General features: G+C 68.7%; 12 protein-coding genes. 7 read left to right on the plus strand and 5 right to left on the minus strand.

What is annotated here, in order from left to right; translation table 11 throughout:
- Positions 1 to 26 precede the first annotated feature (26 nt).
- The gene (locus ACWGKQ_RS41055) at positions 27 to 1,286 is read right to left on the minus strand and encodes a hypothetical protein (protein WP_453297164.1); all 1,260 of its coding nucleotides are present in this window, start codon (positions 1,284 to 1,286) and stop codon (positions 27 to 29) included.
- Between the two features lie 493 nt (positions 1,287 to 1,779).
- On the opposite strand from ACWGKQ_RS41055, the gene rpsL reads away from it, so the two are divergent.
- The 5 genes from rpsL to ACWGKQ_RS41080 all read left to right on the plus strand — a co-directional run bounded on the left by rpsL (position 1,780) and on the right by ACWGKQ_RS41080 (position 9,380).
- A complete protein-coding gene (rpsL, locus tag ACWGKQ_RS41060) occupies positions 1,780 to 2,151 on the plus strand; it encodes a 30S ribosomal protein S12 (RefSeq protein WP_003948652.1) in 372 nt (123 codons plus the stop codon).
- 2 nt (positions 2,152 to 2,153) lie between these two features.
- Positions 2,154 to 2,624, plus strand: a complete 471-nt coding sequence (gene rpsG, locus ACWGKQ_RS41065) for a 30S ribosomal protein S7 (protein WP_005481264.1) — start codon at positions 2,154 to 2,156, stop codon at positions 2,622 to 2,624.
- Between the two features lie 39 nt (positions 2,625 to 2,663).
- Entirely contained in the window at positions 2,664 to 4,790 is a 2,127-nt protein-coding gene (gene fusA, locus ACWGKQ_RS41070) for an elongation factor G (protein ID WP_189268824.1), read from the plus strand.
- A 170-nt stretch (positions 4,791 to 4,960) separates the two neighbouring features.
- Entirely contained in the window at positions 4,961 to 6,154 is a 1,194-nt protein-coding gene (gene tuf / locus ACWGKQ_RS41075) for an elongation factor Tu (protein ID WP_453297165.1), read from the plus strand.
- 205 nt (positions 6,155 to 6,359) lie between these two features.
- A complete protein-coding gene (locus ACWGKQ_RS41080) occupies positions 6,360 to 9,380 on the plus strand; it encodes a glycosyl hydrolase 115 family protein (protein ID WP_453297166.1) in 3,021 nt (1,006 codons plus the stop codon).
- A gap of 13 nt (positions 9,381 to 9,393) precedes the next feature.
- Here ACWGKQ_RS41080 and ACWGKQ_RS41085 read toward each other — a convergent pair whose 3' ends face one another.
- The 4 genes from ACWGKQ_RS41085 to ACWGKQ_RS41100 form a co-directional block, all read right to left on the minus strand.
- Positions 9,394 to 10,773: a S41 family peptidase gene (locus tag ACWGKQ_RS41085; protein ID WP_453297167.1), complete on the minus strand. Its 1,380-nt coding sequence runs from the start codon at positions 10,771 to 10,773 to the stop codon at positions 9,394 to 9,396.
- Positions 10,774 to 10,897: 124 nt separating this feature from the next.
- The gene (locus tag ACWGKQ_RS41090) at positions 10,898 to 11,743 is read right to left on the minus strand and encodes an FkbM family methyltransferase (protein WP_453297168.1); all 846 of its coding nucleotides are present in this window, start codon (positions 11,741 to 11,743) and stop codon (positions 10,898 to 10,900) included.
- Positions 11,744 to 11,903: 160 nt separating this feature from the next.
- Complete coding sequence (locus ACWGKQ_RS41095; RefSeq protein WP_453297169.1) at positions 11,904 to 12,446, minus strand: isochorismatase family protein; 543 nt, start codon at positions 12,444 to 12,446, stop codon at positions 11,904 to 11,906.
- A 29-nt stretch (positions 12,447 to 12,475) separates the two neighbouring features.
- Complete coding sequence (locus ACWGKQ_RS41100) at positions 12,476 to 12,826, minus strand: hypothetical protein (RefSeq protein ID WP_453297170.1); 351 nt, start codon at positions 12,824 to 12,826, stop codon at positions 12,476 to 12,478.
- 85 nt (positions 12,827 to 12,911) lie between these two features.
- Here ACWGKQ_RS41100 and ACWGKQ_RS41105 point away from each other — a divergent pair, with 85 nt between their 5' ends.
- Together ACWGKQ_RS41105 and ACWGKQ_RS41110 are read left to right on the plus strand one after the other, a co-directional pair.
- The gene (locus tag ACWGKQ_RS41105) at positions 12,912 to 13,559 is read left to right on the plus strand and encodes a hypothetical protein (RefSeq protein WP_453297171.1); all 648 of its coding nucleotides are present in this window, start codon (positions 12,912 to 12,914) and stop codon (positions 13,557 to 13,559) included.
- A 13-nt stretch (positions 13,560 to 13,572) separates the two neighbouring features.
- A complete protein-coding gene (locus ACWGKQ_RS41110; RefSeq protein WP_453297172.1) occupies positions 13,573 to 14,049 on the plus strand; it encodes a hypothetical protein in 477 nt (158 codons plus the stop codon).
- The last annotated feature ends 117 nt before the right edge of the window (positions 14,050 to 14,166 follow it).

The following is a 14,166-nucleotide window of genomic DNA, read 5'->3' on the forward strand; positions in this document are numbered from 1 at the left end:
GTATCAGGGCGCCTGGGCGGCGCCCGCTACGGAATTCCCAGCTCGAAGATCACGTAGTGCGCGTACCAGCCCGAGGCCACCGCGGCCGTGGTGAAGAACACCGCCAGGCTCGGCCACTTCAGCCGCGCCAGCGCCGCCGCCGGGGCCAGGAGCAGCGGGAAGACGGGGAGCAGGTAGCGGGGGGTGTTCCCGAACATCTGCTGGGTGCCGAGGACCGTCACGATCGAGGCGAGGGTGTATGCCGTCAGCACCAGCGGCGGCCGCTTCCGCAGCATGAGCGCGACCAGGAACGGCAGCACCACCACCAGCTGCACGGCGATCAGGTCCGGGACGGAGTAGGCGAAGAGGTAGTCACTGTGCCCCACCGCCACGTTCCGCAGCACGTCCAGCGTGTACGCGCCGAAGTCGAAGTAGTGCGCCCAGGCCTCGCGCTGGAGCGTGAAATAGGCGCCGAGGCCGCCCATCGACCAGCCGACCCAGGCGATGTACGTGAGCAGCCCCAGAGGGGCGGCGACCGCCGCGTACAGCGGGGCGGCGACGCCCTGCTCGCGGCGGGTGTCCCGGCGCAGCAGCGTCACCAGGGCCGCCAGGCCGACCGCCCCGATCAGCACCGCCGCCGTCGGGCGGCTCAGGCCGGACAGGAAGGCGAGCAGGCCCGCCGTCACCCAGCGGCGCTTCATCACGGCGTGGCAGGCCCAGGCGGCGATCGCCACGAACAGGGACTCGGTGTAGACCGCCCACTCGACGCCGGCGGCGGGGGCCACGGCCCAGAGGCCGGCGGCGACGGTGCCGGCCCGGGTCCCCGCGAGCAGCGAGACGACCGCGTAGACGCCCGCCGCCGCCACGAAGGAGGAGAGGACCGAGACGAGGATCGCGGAGCCGTAGAGGCCGATACCGGTGGTCTCCGAGACCGCCCGGACGAGGCCGGGGTAGAGCGGGAAGAACGCGACCGAGTTCTGTTCGGCGGAGAACTGGCCGCCCGGCGCGAGGGGGCGGAGGGGGCCGGGGTGATAGCCCTTCTGCGCGACCTGGAGGTACCACCAGCCGTCCCAGGTGGACAGGACGTCCCACCAGTGGGCGCCGCCGCCGAAGCGGGGGTCCTTGTGGCGGTAGTCGCCGGCGTAGGTGAGGAGCCAGGCGAAGACCAGGAGGCCGGTGAGCTTGGCGGCGCCGTAGAGGGCGAGGGGCGGGAGGTAAGGGTGGGCGGCAGGGGGGAGACGCAGCGTCCGGGGGCGCCTCGGAGTGGGCTCGGTGGTCGTCGCGGTGTTGTTCTGAGCTGTGCTCATGACCGTGATGCCCCCTGAAATGCGCCGAATCAAGTGCCGCGTGTGGTCGTCGGGCGGCTGCTGGTTCACTGTGGCTGATCGCGCAGTTCCCCGCGCCCCCAAAAAAAGGGCGCCCCAGGGACTCGGCGATCAGCAGATCCGATCGGTCTTGCGCGGCCCCGGCACCCCGCGCCGTCTTCCGTTCGCGTGTCGTTGGCCTTCGTGGTATATCAGAGGGCCTCTCAAAACCGCAGCTCACGCCCCCCGCACCCGGCCCTCCTTCTTTTGTTTTGACCGGAGTGAATGCGCTAGGTACGCTCAGACCTTGTGCCTGGGGTGTGCCCTGACCCTCGTGCGTGCCTTGAAACCGCACCTGAGTGACTAAGTGGCCACCGTGATTCGCGCCCCCTTCTGCCTTCCGGCAGGAGTCCGCGGCATCCGACACACCCGACCGCGTGGGTCGGCGATGTTTCAGGTTAGCTTCACCATTCGGCACACAGAAACCGGAGAAGTAGTGCCTACGATCCAGCAGCTGGTCCGCAAGGGCCGGCAGGACAAGGTCGAGAAGAACAAGACGCCCGCACTCGAGGGTTCCCCTCAGCGTCGTGGCGTCTGCACGCGTGTGTTCACGACCACCCCGAAGAAGCCGAACTCGGCCCTGCGTAAGGTCGCGCGTGTGCGTCTGACCAGCGGGATCGAGGTCACCGCTTACATTCCGGGTGAGGGACACAACCTGCAGGAGCACTCCATCGTGCTCGTGCGCGGCGGCCGTGTGAAGGACCTGCCGGGTGTTCGCTACAAGATCATCCGCGGCTCGCTCGACACCCAGGGTGTCAAGAACCGCAAGCAGGCCCGCAGCCGCTACGGCGCCAAGAAGGAGAAGTAGAAATGCCTCGTAAGGGCCCCGCCCCGAAGCGCCCGGTCATCATCGACCCGGTTTACGGCTCCCCTCTGGTGACCTCCCTGATCAACAAGGTGCTGCTGAACGGCAAGCGCTCCACCGCCGAGCGCATCGTGTACGGCGCCATGGAGGGCCTGCGCGAGAAGACCAGCAACGACCCGGTCATCACGCTGAAGCGCGCGCTGGAGAACATCAAGCCGACCCTCGAGGTCAAGTCCCGCCGTGTCGGTGGTGCGACGTACCAGGTCCCGATCGAGGTCAAGCCCGGTCGCGCCAACACCCTCGCGCTGCGCTGGCTCGTCGGTTACTCCCGCGCCCGCCGCGAGAAGACCATGACCGAGCGTCTGCTCAACGAGCTTCTCGACGCTTCGAACGGCCTCGGTGCGGCCGTCAAGAAGCGCGAGGACACGCACAAGATGGCCGAGTCCAACAAGGCCTTCGCGCACTACCGCTGGTAGTCGCAGTCCACATCGAGACCGAGAGAAGACTGAAGCCTTATGGCTACCACTTCGCTTGACCTGGCCAAGGTCCGCAACATCGGGATCATGGCCCACATCGACGCGGGCAAGACGACCACCACCGAGCGCATCCTGTTCTACACCGGTGTGTCGTACAAGATCGGTGAGGTCCACGACGGTGCTGCCACCATGGACTGGATGGAGCAGGAGCAGGAGCGTGGCATCACGATCACCTCTGCTGCCACCACCTGTCACTGGCCGCTCGAAGACGTCGATCACACCATCAACATCATCGACACCCCGGGTCACGTCGACTTCACCGTCGAGGTGGAGCGTTCGCTCCGCGTCCTCGACGGTGCCGTGACGGTGTTCGACGGCGTTGCCGGTGTCGAGCCCCAGTCCGAGACGGTTTGGCGTCAGGCGGACCGCTACGGCGTGCCGCGTATCTGCTTCGTCAACAAGCTCGACCGGACCGGTGCCGAGTTCCACCGCTGTGTCGACATGATCAGCGACCGCCTGGGCGCGACGCCGATCGTCATGCAGCTCCCGATCGGTGCCGAGGCCGACTTCAAGGGTGTCGTCGACCTGGTCACGATGAAGGCGCTGGTGTGGTCCGCCGAGGCGGAGAAGGGCGAGATGTACGACGTCGTCGACATCCCGGCCACCCACACCGAGGCCGCCGAGGAGTACCGCGGCAAGCTCGTCGAGACCGTCGCCGAGAACGACGACGAGATCATGGAGCTGTACCTGGAGGGCCAGGAGCCTTCCGTGGAGCAGCTGTACGCCGCGATCCGCCGTATCACCATCGCGTCCGGCAAGTCCAAGGACGTCACGGTCACCCCGGTGTTCTGTGGCACCGCGTTCAAGAACAAGGGCGTTCAGCCCCTGCTCGACGCGGTCGTGCGCTACCTGCCCTCCCCCCTGGACGTCGAGGCCATCGAGGGCCACGACGTGAAGGACCCGGAGGTCGTGGTCAAGCGCAAGCCGTCCGACGACGAGCCGCTGTCCGCCCTCGCGTTCAAGATCATGAGCGACCCGCACCTGGGCAAGCTCACCTTCGTCCGGGTGTACTCGGGCCGCCTGGAGTCCGGCACGGCCGTGCTGAACTCCGTCAAGGGCCGCAAGGAGCGCATCGGCAAGATCTACCGCATGCACGCCAACAAGCGTGAGGAGATCGAGTCGGTGGGCGCCGGCGACATCATCGCCGTCATGGGTCTGAAGCAGACCACGACCGGTGAGACGCTGTGCGACGACAAGGCCCCGGTGATCCTGGAGTCCATGGACTTCCCGGCGCCGGTCATCCAGGTCGCCATCGAGCCCAAGTCGAAGGGCGACCAGGAGAAGCTGGGCATCGCGATCCAGCGCCTGGCCGAGGAGGACCCGTCCTTCCAGGTCCACTCGGACGAGGAGACCGGCCAGACCATCATCGGTGGTATGGGCGAGCTGCACCTCGAGGTGCTGGTCGACCGTATGCGCCGTGAGTTCAAGGTCGAGGCCAACGTCGGCAAGCCGCAGGTCGCGTACCGCGAGACGATCCGCAAGGCCGTCGAGCGCGTGGACTACACCCACAAGAAGCAGACCGGTGGTACCGGTCAGTTCGCCAAGGTGCAGATCGCGATCGAGCCCCTCGAGGGCGGCGACACGTCGTACGAGTTCGTGAACAAGGTGACCGGTGGCCGTATCCCGAAGGAGTACATCCCTTCGGTGGACGCCGGTGCGCAGGAGGCCATGCAGTTCGGCATCCTCGCCGGTTACGAGATGACCGGTGTCCGCGTGATCCTGCTCGACGGTGCCTACCACGAGGTCGACTCCTCCGAGCTCGCCTTCAAGATCGCCGGTTCGCAGGCCTTCAAGGAGGCCGCGCGCAAGGCGTCCCCCGTGCTCCTTGAGCCGATGATGGCCGTCGAGGTCACCACGCCCGAGGACTACATGGGTGAGGTCATCGGCGACATCAACTCCCGCCGTGGCCAGATCCAGGCCATGGAGGAGCGGGCCGGTGCCCGCGTCGTGAAGGGCCTCGTGCCCCTCTCGGAGATGTTCGGTTACGTCGGCGACCTGCGCAGCAAGACGTCCGGCCGGGCCAGCTACTCCATGCAGTTCGACTCCTACGCCGAGGTTCCGCGGAACGTCGCCGAGGAGATCATCGCGAAGGCCAAGGGCGAGTAGCGCACCGCGTTCCACGCACCGCGCACACACGCTTTAGGCTTGACCCCGGAGCCTCACGGGTCGTTCCTCCGCATTCGCGGCGGAATGACCCGGGGCCCGGGAACCAACAGCAAAGATCACCTGGCGCCGATCGAATCAAGGCGTACAGAACCACTCCCAGGAGGACCCCAGTGGCGAAGGCGAAGTTCGAGCGGACTAAGCCGCACGTCAACATCGGCACCATCGGTCACATCGACCACGGTAAGACGACCCTCACGGCCGCCATTACCAAGGTGCTGCACGACGCGTACCCGGACCTGAACGAGGCGACCGCGTTCGACAACATCGACAAGGCGCCCGAGGAGCGTCAGCGCGGTATCACCATCTCCATCGCGCACGTCGAGTACCAGACGGAGACGCGTCACTACGCGCACGTCGACTGCCCGGGTCACGCGGACTACATCAAGAACATGATCACCGGTGCCGCCCAGATGGACGGCGCGATCCTGGTCGTGGCCGCCACCGACGGCCCGATGCCGCAGACCAAGGAGCACGTGCTCCTGGCCCGCCAGGTCGGTGTTCCGTACATCGTCGTCGCCCTGAACAAGGCCGACATGGTGGACGACGAGGAGATCCTGGAGCTCGTCGAGCTCGAGGTCCGTGAGCTCCTCTCCGAGTACGAGTTCCCGGGCGACGACGTCCCGGTCGTCAAGGTCTCGGCGCTGAAGGCGCTCGAGGGTGACGCCCAGTGGACCCAGTCCGTCCTGGACCTGATGAACGCCGTCGACGAGGCCATCCCGCAGCCCGAGCGTGACGTCGACAAGCCGTTCCTGATGCCGATCGAGGACGTCTTCACGATCACCGGTCGTGGCACCGTCGTCACCGGTCGTATCGAGCGTGGTGTCCTCAAGGTCAACGAGACCGTCGACATCATCGGCATCAAGACCGAGAAGACCACCACCACGGTCACCGGTATCGAGATGTTCCGCAAGCTGCTCGACGAGGGCCAGGCCGGTGAGAACGTCGGTCTGCTGCTCCGCGGCATCAAGCGCGAGGACGTCGAGCGCGGCCAGGTCATCATCAAGCCGGGTTCGGTCACGCCGCACACCGACTTCGAGGCCCAGGCCTACATCCTGTCCAAGGACGAGGGTGGCCGCCACACGCCGTTCTTCAACAACTACCGTCCGCAGTTCTACTTCCGTACCACGGACGTGACCGGCGTCGTGACCCTCCCCGAGGGCACCGAGATGGTCATGCCGGGCGACAACACTGAGATGAAGGTCGAGCTCATCCAGCCCATCGCCATGGAAGAGGGCCTGAAGTTCGCCATCCGTGAGGGTGGCCGCACGGTCGGCGCCGGCCAGGTCATCAAGATCACGAAGTGATCCCGGCCCGCAAGGGCTGACCCGGCAGGACTCTGAGGGGGCTCGTACGACTCCGGTCGTACGGGCCCCTTCGGCATGTCCCCTGCGCCGGACGGGAGTTCGAAACTATTCGGCGCGCACGACCCCTGGTTCCCCCGGAGTCGCTCACCCACCATTTGTCATGCCGCTGAGCAAATTCGGGTGGAGTCGGACGGAGGGGTGAGCCATGTCTGTCAGCCGGAGGGCTGTGCTGGGCGCAGGTGCCGCCGCGGTGCCGGTGCTGTCGTCAGGGACCGCGTGGGCGGACGCGGGCGACGGGGAGCTGCGGGTGACGGACCCGGGCATCGGCGGGCTGCGGGTGACGGATCCGGGCGCGTACGTCTCCTTCACCGGTGGGGCGTTCTCGCTCGTCGGCGTCCCGGTCGTGGTGAGCGCCGACGACCACCCCGGCGTCGTACGGGTGGCGGGCGACCTCCGCGACGACATGGAGCGGGTGACGGGGGTACGGCCGGCCGCCGCGATCGCCCGCCGTGCGGTGCTGGTCGGCACGATCGGCCGCAGCCCGCTGATCGACGGCCTGGTGGCGTCCGGGAAGCTGGACGTGACGGGGATCCGGGGCCGCTGGGAGACCTCGCTGCAGACGGTGGTCGACCACCCCATGCCCGGCGTCGACCAGGCGTTCGTCATCGCGGGCAGCGACCCGCGCGGCACGGTCTTCGGGGCGTACGACGTCTCGTACGGCATCGGCGTCTCGCCCTGGTACTGGTGGGACGACGTGCCCCCGGTCCACCGCGACGAGGTCTGGGTGCTGCCGGGCCGCCATACCCAGGGCACCCCGGCGGTGAAGTACCGCGGCTTCTTCGTCAACGACGAGAACCCGGCGCTCGGCACCTGGGCCCCGGCCCACTTCGGTCCGGGCAAGGCCCCCGGCTATCCCGGCGGCTTCAACGCGGACTTCTACGCGAAGGTCTTCGAGGTCCTGCTGCGGCTGAAGGGCAACTACCTCTGGCCGGCCGTCTGGGGGCGGGCGTTCGCGGAGGACGACCCGGAGAACCACAGGCGGGCCGCCGACTACGGGGTTGTCATGGGCACGTCTCACGAGGCGCCGATGATGCGGGGCATCGAGGAGTGGAACCGCCACGCGACCGGCGGCACCGACCCCTACGGAGGCACCGGCGAATGGTCGTACCTCCGCAACGCCGAGGCGATCCGGGCCTACTGGCGGGCCGGCATCCAGCGCATGGTCGACCAGGGCTTCGAGGGCGTGGTCACCCTCGGCATGCGCGGCAACGGTGACACCGGCCTGCCCGACGGCGGCGGCATCGAACTGATGCAGGAGATCATCGCGGCGCAACGGCAGATCATCGAGGAGGTGACCGGAAAGCCGGCCGCCGAGACCCCGCAGGTCTGGACGCTCTACAAGGAGGTCCAGCGCTACTGGGACCGCGGCCTGCGCGCACCGGACGACGTGACCGTGGTCCTGACGGACGACAACTGGGGCAACATCCGCAAGCACCCCTCCCCGCAGGAGCCACGCGCCGGCGGATACGGCCTCTACTACCACTTCGACTACGTGGGAGCCGGCCGCAACTACAAGTGGGTCGACACCGCGAACCTCCGCAACGTCTGGGACCAGCTCCACCAGGCGCACGCCTACGGCAACCACGGCCTGTGGGTGGCCAACGTGGGCGACCTGAAGGGCAACGAACTCCCGACGGAGTTCTTCCTCGACTACGCATGGGACCCGACCCGCTGGACCTCCGACCGGCTGACCGACTGGGAGCGGAGCTACGCCCGCCAGAACTTCGGCGCGGCGGTGGCGGGCGAGACCGCCGAACTGCTCTCCCGCTACGGCCAGTTGCAGGCGCGGCGCAAACCGGAGCTGCTCAACCGCCGCATCACCCTCTCCGACACCGGCCAGGTGGTGTACGACGACCGGCAGACCCCCTTCTCCTTCGGCCACCGTGAGCTGGAACGGGTCACGGAGGAGTGGCGGGAGCTGGCCCGGCAGGCGGCACGCATCGCCCGCCGGCTGCCTGCCGCCGTCCAGGACGCGTGGTTCGAACTGGTCGGCTACGAGGTGACGGCGACCGCGAACCTGTACGCGCTGCGGGCGGCCGAGTTCACGAACCTGCTCTACGCCCGGCAGGGCAGGGCCGCCACGAACGACCTCGCCGCGCAGGCGGAACAGGCACTGGAGCAGGACTTCACCCTGGCCGACCGCTTCAACTCCCGGGTGGCGGGCGGCAAATGGCAGGGCTTCCAGACCCAGCCGCACATCGACTACGGGGACGTGGACCGGTACGGCCCCGACGCCCCCTGGCAGCAGCCGCAGAAGGACAACGTGGCCCTCCCGGACGTGCTCTTCCCGGCGGTACGGCGGATCGAGGTGCCGGAGGCGGCCGGGCTGGGGGTGTCGGTGGACCCCGACGGGGGGTCCATGACCCTGCCGCCGTTCAGCCCCTACCAGACCCGGCCGCAGCAGTACGTCGAAGTCTTCAACCGGGGCCGTACGCCCTTCCACTACCGGGTGTCGGTGTCGGCGCCGTGGCTGACGGTGGACCGCCCCCGGGGCCGGGTGACGGACCAGGTGCGACTGACGGTGCGGGTGGACTGGTCGCGGGCCCCGGCCGGCCGCGCGGAGGGAACCCTGACGGTGCGCGGGGCGGGGGAGTCGGTGACGGTGGCCTGCGTGGCGGAGCAGCCCTCGGCACGCGGTCTGCGGGGCTTCGTAGAGGCGGGCGGCTATGTGGCGATCGACGCGGAGCACTACGACCGTGCGGTCGGACAGTGGCGCCGGCTGGGCGGGATCGGCCGCACCGGGGCGGGGATGACGGCATGGCCGGTGACGGGCGGCTGGGGCGAGTCTCCCGACTCCTGGCCCCGGTTGGAGTACCAGGTGAGCCTGCTCTCGGCGGGAGAGGTGACGGCGTGGGCGTACCTGTCCCCCCGCAACCCGGCGCTGCCGACGGGCGCGGGTCTCCACTACGCCCTGTCCTTCGACGACGACGAGCCCCAGCGGGTCGACATCACCGCGGGCGCGGACGACGGCCTGCTGAACGCGGTCTGGGCGCGGAACACCTCCGACAACGTGAACCGGACGGCGACCCGCCACACGCTCGGACCGGGGGCCCACCGCCTCACGTTCTGGTCGGTGGACCCCACGGTGGTGGTGCAGCGACTGGTCCTCGACACCGGCGGCCTGACACCGACGTATCTGGGGCCGCTGGAGAGCCGGCGGCTGTAGCCCCGGCAGACGGTCACCGGGCGGACCGCAGCAGCGCCACCGCCCGGTCGAACGACGAGTCGCGGTTCTTCGCGAACTCCTCTTCCGTGAAGACCGGTTCGGTGATCCGGGGCGGGATCCCGGTGCCGTCGAAGGTGTGGCCGGTGCGGGTCAGGTACTCCTCGTTCGGGAGCCAGACGTTCATGCCGTTGGGGAGCTCGCGGACCATGACGTCCGAGAAGACGCCCTGGGTGGCCTGCCCGATCCGGACCGTACGCCCCGGGCGGTCGATCAGGGCCTGGGTGAACGTCTCGCCGGCGCTGACGGTGGAGCCGCCGGTGAGGAGGGCGATCGGGCCGGTGTAGCGGGGCTTGGGGGAGGGGTGGACGACGATCGGTTCGGGGCGGGTGTGCTTGGCCGCGTCGGCCGGGTCGTTGCGGGCGCGCTTGGAGTAGGCGGTGTACGGCGTGTCCGTGAGGCGTTCGGCGATGCGGATGCCGAGGGCGTCGGAGCCGCCGCCGTTGATGCGGAGGTCGATGACCAGGCCGCGGAGGGCGTGGGTGCGGGCGGGGGTGAGGATGGTGTCCAACGCCCGGTCAAGCTCGGCTAGTTGGGCGGTGTACGACGGGTCGTCCTGGTCGTATCCGTCGAAGCTCGCGATCCGGAGGTAGCCGAGGCCCTGCTGCTTCAGGTCGGCGTACGTGATGAGGCCGCCGGCGAAGTCCTGCCGGCCGGTCGCGCCCTGGAGATCGCGGGCGACGACGAACTTCTTGACCTTGTCGTCGAGTTCCCCGGTGGGGACGACGGTGCCGGGGCGTCCCACGCCGTAGTGGCGGTCGCCGTCCAGGACCAGGACGTGCGCGTCGTGCAGCGGGGTGATCATGCGGCTGAAGACGTCGAAGAGCTGCGCCCGGGTGGTGTCCTTGTGGACCAGCGGCCGGTAGTGGTCGCGTACGGTGTGCAAGTCGATGCCCTTGGTGGCGAAGAAGGGGTAGTTCTCCTCGAACGACTGCCAGAAGACGTCGAAGGCGGTGCGCGGGTCGGTCGAGGCCGGCCGGGTGCAGGCGGCGGGCAGGGAGCCGATCCGGCGCAGTTGCCGGTGCCCCACCGCGATGTCGGCGCCGAACCGGGCGTGTTCCCCGTCGGGAGCGGGCCGCACGGTGAGCACGGCGCCGTCGACGTCGTACGTCCCCGGTCGGGCGGCTGCCTTGGCGAAGTACCCCTTCAGGCAGCTGACCGCGGTCGTCTGGTACTCCTGCGCCCCGCGTGCGTCGATGGCGAGGACGGTCCCGTACCCGTCCATGCGCCACAGGCCGGTCGCGGTGGCGGTGCCGGTACCGGTGCTCGGAGCCGCCCCCACGGCCGGCACGGCGAGGGCGAGGAGAAGAGCTGCGGTCCCGACGGCGTTTCGCACGATGGCGTCCTTCCACCCACACACGACTGGCGTTTCCGCTCCTCACGGTGCCGGACGCCGAGGGGCCGCGACCATCCGGCAGACGGGTGGGCCGGGGGTGGGGAAAGCCCCAGGCCTGCGGCGCTCAGGCCTGAGGCGCGAAGAGGAGGTTGCGGGTGTGCGGCGGCCGGGGTTCCTTCCAGTGCACCAGCGAACCGTCGTGCTCGGCGATCCAGCGGACGTCGTAGCCGAGGGGTTCGAACTCGGCGATGAGGTCGCCGAGGTCGGCGTCGACCAGGGCCTCCATCACCAGCGTCGGCCGGTCGCGCCGCAGCACGCGGCGGGCCCCGCGCAGCACCGACATCTCGTGCCCCTCCACGTCGATCTTGACCAGGTCCAGCGGGGTCTCGGCGAACACCTCGTCCAGAGTGAGCAGCCGGATGCGCTTCTGCTGGGCGTCGGGGGCGGCGCCGCCCTCCAGGGTGGAGCCGGTGGACAGCAGGTTCCCGGAGAAACGGACGCTGATGTCGGCCCAGCCGGGCTCGCTCGACACGCCTGCCTGGTGCAGCCTGACGTTCTGGACGCCGTTGGAGCGGACGTTCACCGAGAGCCGGGCGTGGATCTGGTCGACCGGCTCGAAGGAATGCACCTTCGCCTTCGGGTTGGCGAGCGCGGCGATCATCGAGAAGTAGCCGACGTGGGCGCCGACGTCCGCGATGGTCGAGCTCTGCGCGGCCAGCCGGGACCAGGTGGCGAGGGTTCCGGGCTCGTAGCCGAACGCCCCGTTCCACAGGGTGTCCATGGCCACCGCATCGTCGTTCACGCAGAACATCACGAACGGCGGACAGTACGGCGAGTCGATCTCGACGAAGCCCCGGTACGGGAACTTCTTCCGGTGCACCCGGATGATGTCCCCGGTCGCAACGGGCCTGACCGATGGTGCGTGGGCCAGCATGCGGGCGTTGGCGGCTTCGACCTCGGAAATACGCATTGGGCGATGGTAAAGCCAAGGTCAGAGAATGTCACAGGGTTTGTAAATGATCAAAAAGGGCAGCCCGGAGGTTTTTGCGAGCGATATTTCGGCAGGTTGTTCATTCCGAATATCCTGGAATTAACCAGCCCTTTTTCTTGAACTGCTCGACCGTCCACGTTCAGTTCGTCACTGAGGCGTCGAAACGGACCTCCGCCGCCGGAGCAACCGTGACCGACCGCCCCGCGTACTGGATGACGGAGAAGATCCCGTTGTGGTGGGCGACGATCTGTGCGGCCGTCGGTTCGGCGCCGGCCGGGCGTTCCATCGTGGTGTGGCCGTCGGCGACGAGGACGACGTCGTAGCCGTGGGAGAGGGCGCTGCGGCCGGTGGAGTCGACGCAGTAGTCGGAGGCGTAGCCGGTGACGACGAGACGGTGTACGGCGAGCCCGGCCAGGACCTCGCCGAGTGCCGTGCCGAGGAACGAGTCCGCGCTCTCCTTGTCCAGGACCACGTCCCCGGGCCGGGGCGTCAGGGTCGGATGGACTTCGAGCCACTCCGGGGGCACCTGATCGAACTGCTGCCGCAGGTAGACGACCGGTACCCCCGCCGCGCGGGCCCGATCAGCAAGCTCGGCGACCCTTTCCATGCAGGCCTCGCCGTCATGGGCGTCCTTCAGCAGGGCGCGCTGCATGTCGATGATGAGCAGTGCGGTGTCCGGCATGCCGTGAGTCTGTCCCCGCGGGACGCGGACTACTCCGCCTTGTTCCCGCCGCCACCCTGTTGCTGCTGCTGGCCCTCCGGCCGTACCGCGTCCTTCGCCTTCTTCGCGAGGTCGTCGTCCAGTTTCTTGAACTCGCGGACCACGGTGTCGGACATGTCGGCGAGCGAATCGATCTGCTTGGTGATGTCCTCGCGGCCGTCGTGCCAGTTGGACTCGAAGTCGTCGAGGGCGTCGTAGACGGTGCCGCTGCCGACGTCGTCCTTGTACGACTCGAACATCTTCTTGGTGTGGTTGAGACGCTCCTTGATGGAGCGCAGCTGACGGCCGTAGTCCTCAAGCTCGCTCAGCGGCATGGCGAGGTCGCTCTTGCCGTTGCCCACGTGACCGTCCCCCGTTCGCGGATCTCGTAGTCTGGGCCGCACCGTACATCACACATCACATCATCGGACGGGGACGACGTACACCATGGCCCGCTATATGGAGACGCTCACCATCGAGCGCGGCGGATTCCGGATCAAGGTGCCCGAGTCGTGGTGGGAGTTCGACGTGCGGCCGGAGTCGCGGGACGACTCGATCCGGCGGATGGTGAACGAACGCGTCGCCCAGTACCCGGAGCTGGCGCAGTACCGGGACACCTACGTCGGCTTCCTGCGCAAGTCCGCGGCCGACGCGTGGAAGTCGGGCGCCATGTACTGCGGCTGCATGGCGGAGAGCTTCGGCGGCGACACCCCGATCACCGGCTCGGTCACGGTGTCGCTGGTCGGCGGCCGTACCCGTGAGGGCGCGCCGCTCTCCAACGACCCGGCCGCCATCGCCGCCCAGCTCGCCCCCAAGGAGGCCCACCGGGAGGGCGACTCCTGGCGCAAGGTGACGACCGTCGACATCCCCGGCGTCGGCCCCGCCGCCCGCACCTACGGCATCGAGGACATCCCGGTCCCCGAGGACAGCCTGGGCCGCACGATCCGCGCGGTCCTGATGCAGACGTTCATCCCGGTCCCCGGCCAGGAGGGCAAGGTCGCCCTGGTCGCCGGCAGCAGCCAGGTCCTCGACCTGGCCGACTCCTTCTTCGACATCTTCGACGCGATCACGTCGACGTTCCGCTTCGCGGACTGAGCGGGCACGCCTCTTGGACTGGGAGAGCGGCGAGGGGCTGCTGTCGCTTGACGACCCTGCCGAGTGGGACGCCGCGTTCGAGCGCGGCGAGTCCCGTCTCGGTACGGCGGCGATCGGCCTGGCACTCAACTGCCCGCTGGAGGAGGCATCCCCGCGGATCGTGAGGGCGCTGAATCTCCCGGACCAGGGTGAGCGGGGGTACGCCTGCACCGCGGCGGGCACCGCGGCCCGCCTCAACGGCCGACTGACCCCGGAGCTCTTTGCGGCGTTGCGGGCCGAGGGCCCGGGCGGCCTGGCCGCGGACGTGATCGGCGACACGCTGACCTTCGTGCCGTTCCGGGACCTGCCGCCCTGGTTCAAGCGCCGGTGGGTGTACGTGGCGGTGCGCGACAGGCTGGAGTGCTGGTGGCTGCGCGCTGTGGACGCGGTCGAAGACAGGATGGGGAACATGTCGCCGATCAAGATGAAGGGGCAACGCCGGAAGCGCTGACCAATTGGCCGCGTGCGTTCGGGATGACGCACTCGCGAACGTACGGCCAGGACTGAATACAGCGACTTCGCCGAACATGTCGGCTGAGCCGAGAGGATGCTCACGCGCCTGCGAAAA

The sequence above is a fragment of the Streptomyces sp. NPDC054770 genome, assembly GCF_053611985.1.

Coding starts and splice junctions, on each gene's coding strand:
- ACWGKQ_RS41055 (WP_453297164.1), bottom strand. CDS start 1,286: ATGAGCACAGCTCAGAACAACACCGCGACGACCACCGAGCCCACTCCG.
- ACWGKQ_RS41095 (WP_453297169.1), bottom strand. CDS start 12,446: ATGCCGGACACCGCACTGCTCATCATCGACATGCAGCGCGCCCTGCTG.
- ACWGKQ_RS41105 (WP_453297171.1), top strand. CDS start 12,912: ATGGCCCGCTATATGGAGACGCTCACCATCGAGCGCGGCGGATTCCGG.
- ACWGKQ_RS41090 (WP_453297168.1), bottom strand. CDS start 11,743: ATGCGTATTTCCGAGGTCGAAGCCGCCAACGCCCGCATGCTGGCCCAC.
- fusA (WP_189268824.1), top strand. CDS start 2,664: ATGGCTACCACTTCGCTTGACCTGGCCAAGGTCCGCAACATCGGGATC.
- rpsG (WP_005481264.1), top strand. CDS start 2,154: ATGCCTCGTAAGGGCCCCGCCCCGAAGCGCCCGGTCATCATCGACCCG.
- ACWGKQ_RS41080 (WP_453297166.1), top strand. CDS start 6,360: ATGTCTGTCAGCCGGAGGGCTGTGCTGGGCGCAGGTGCCGCCGCGGTG.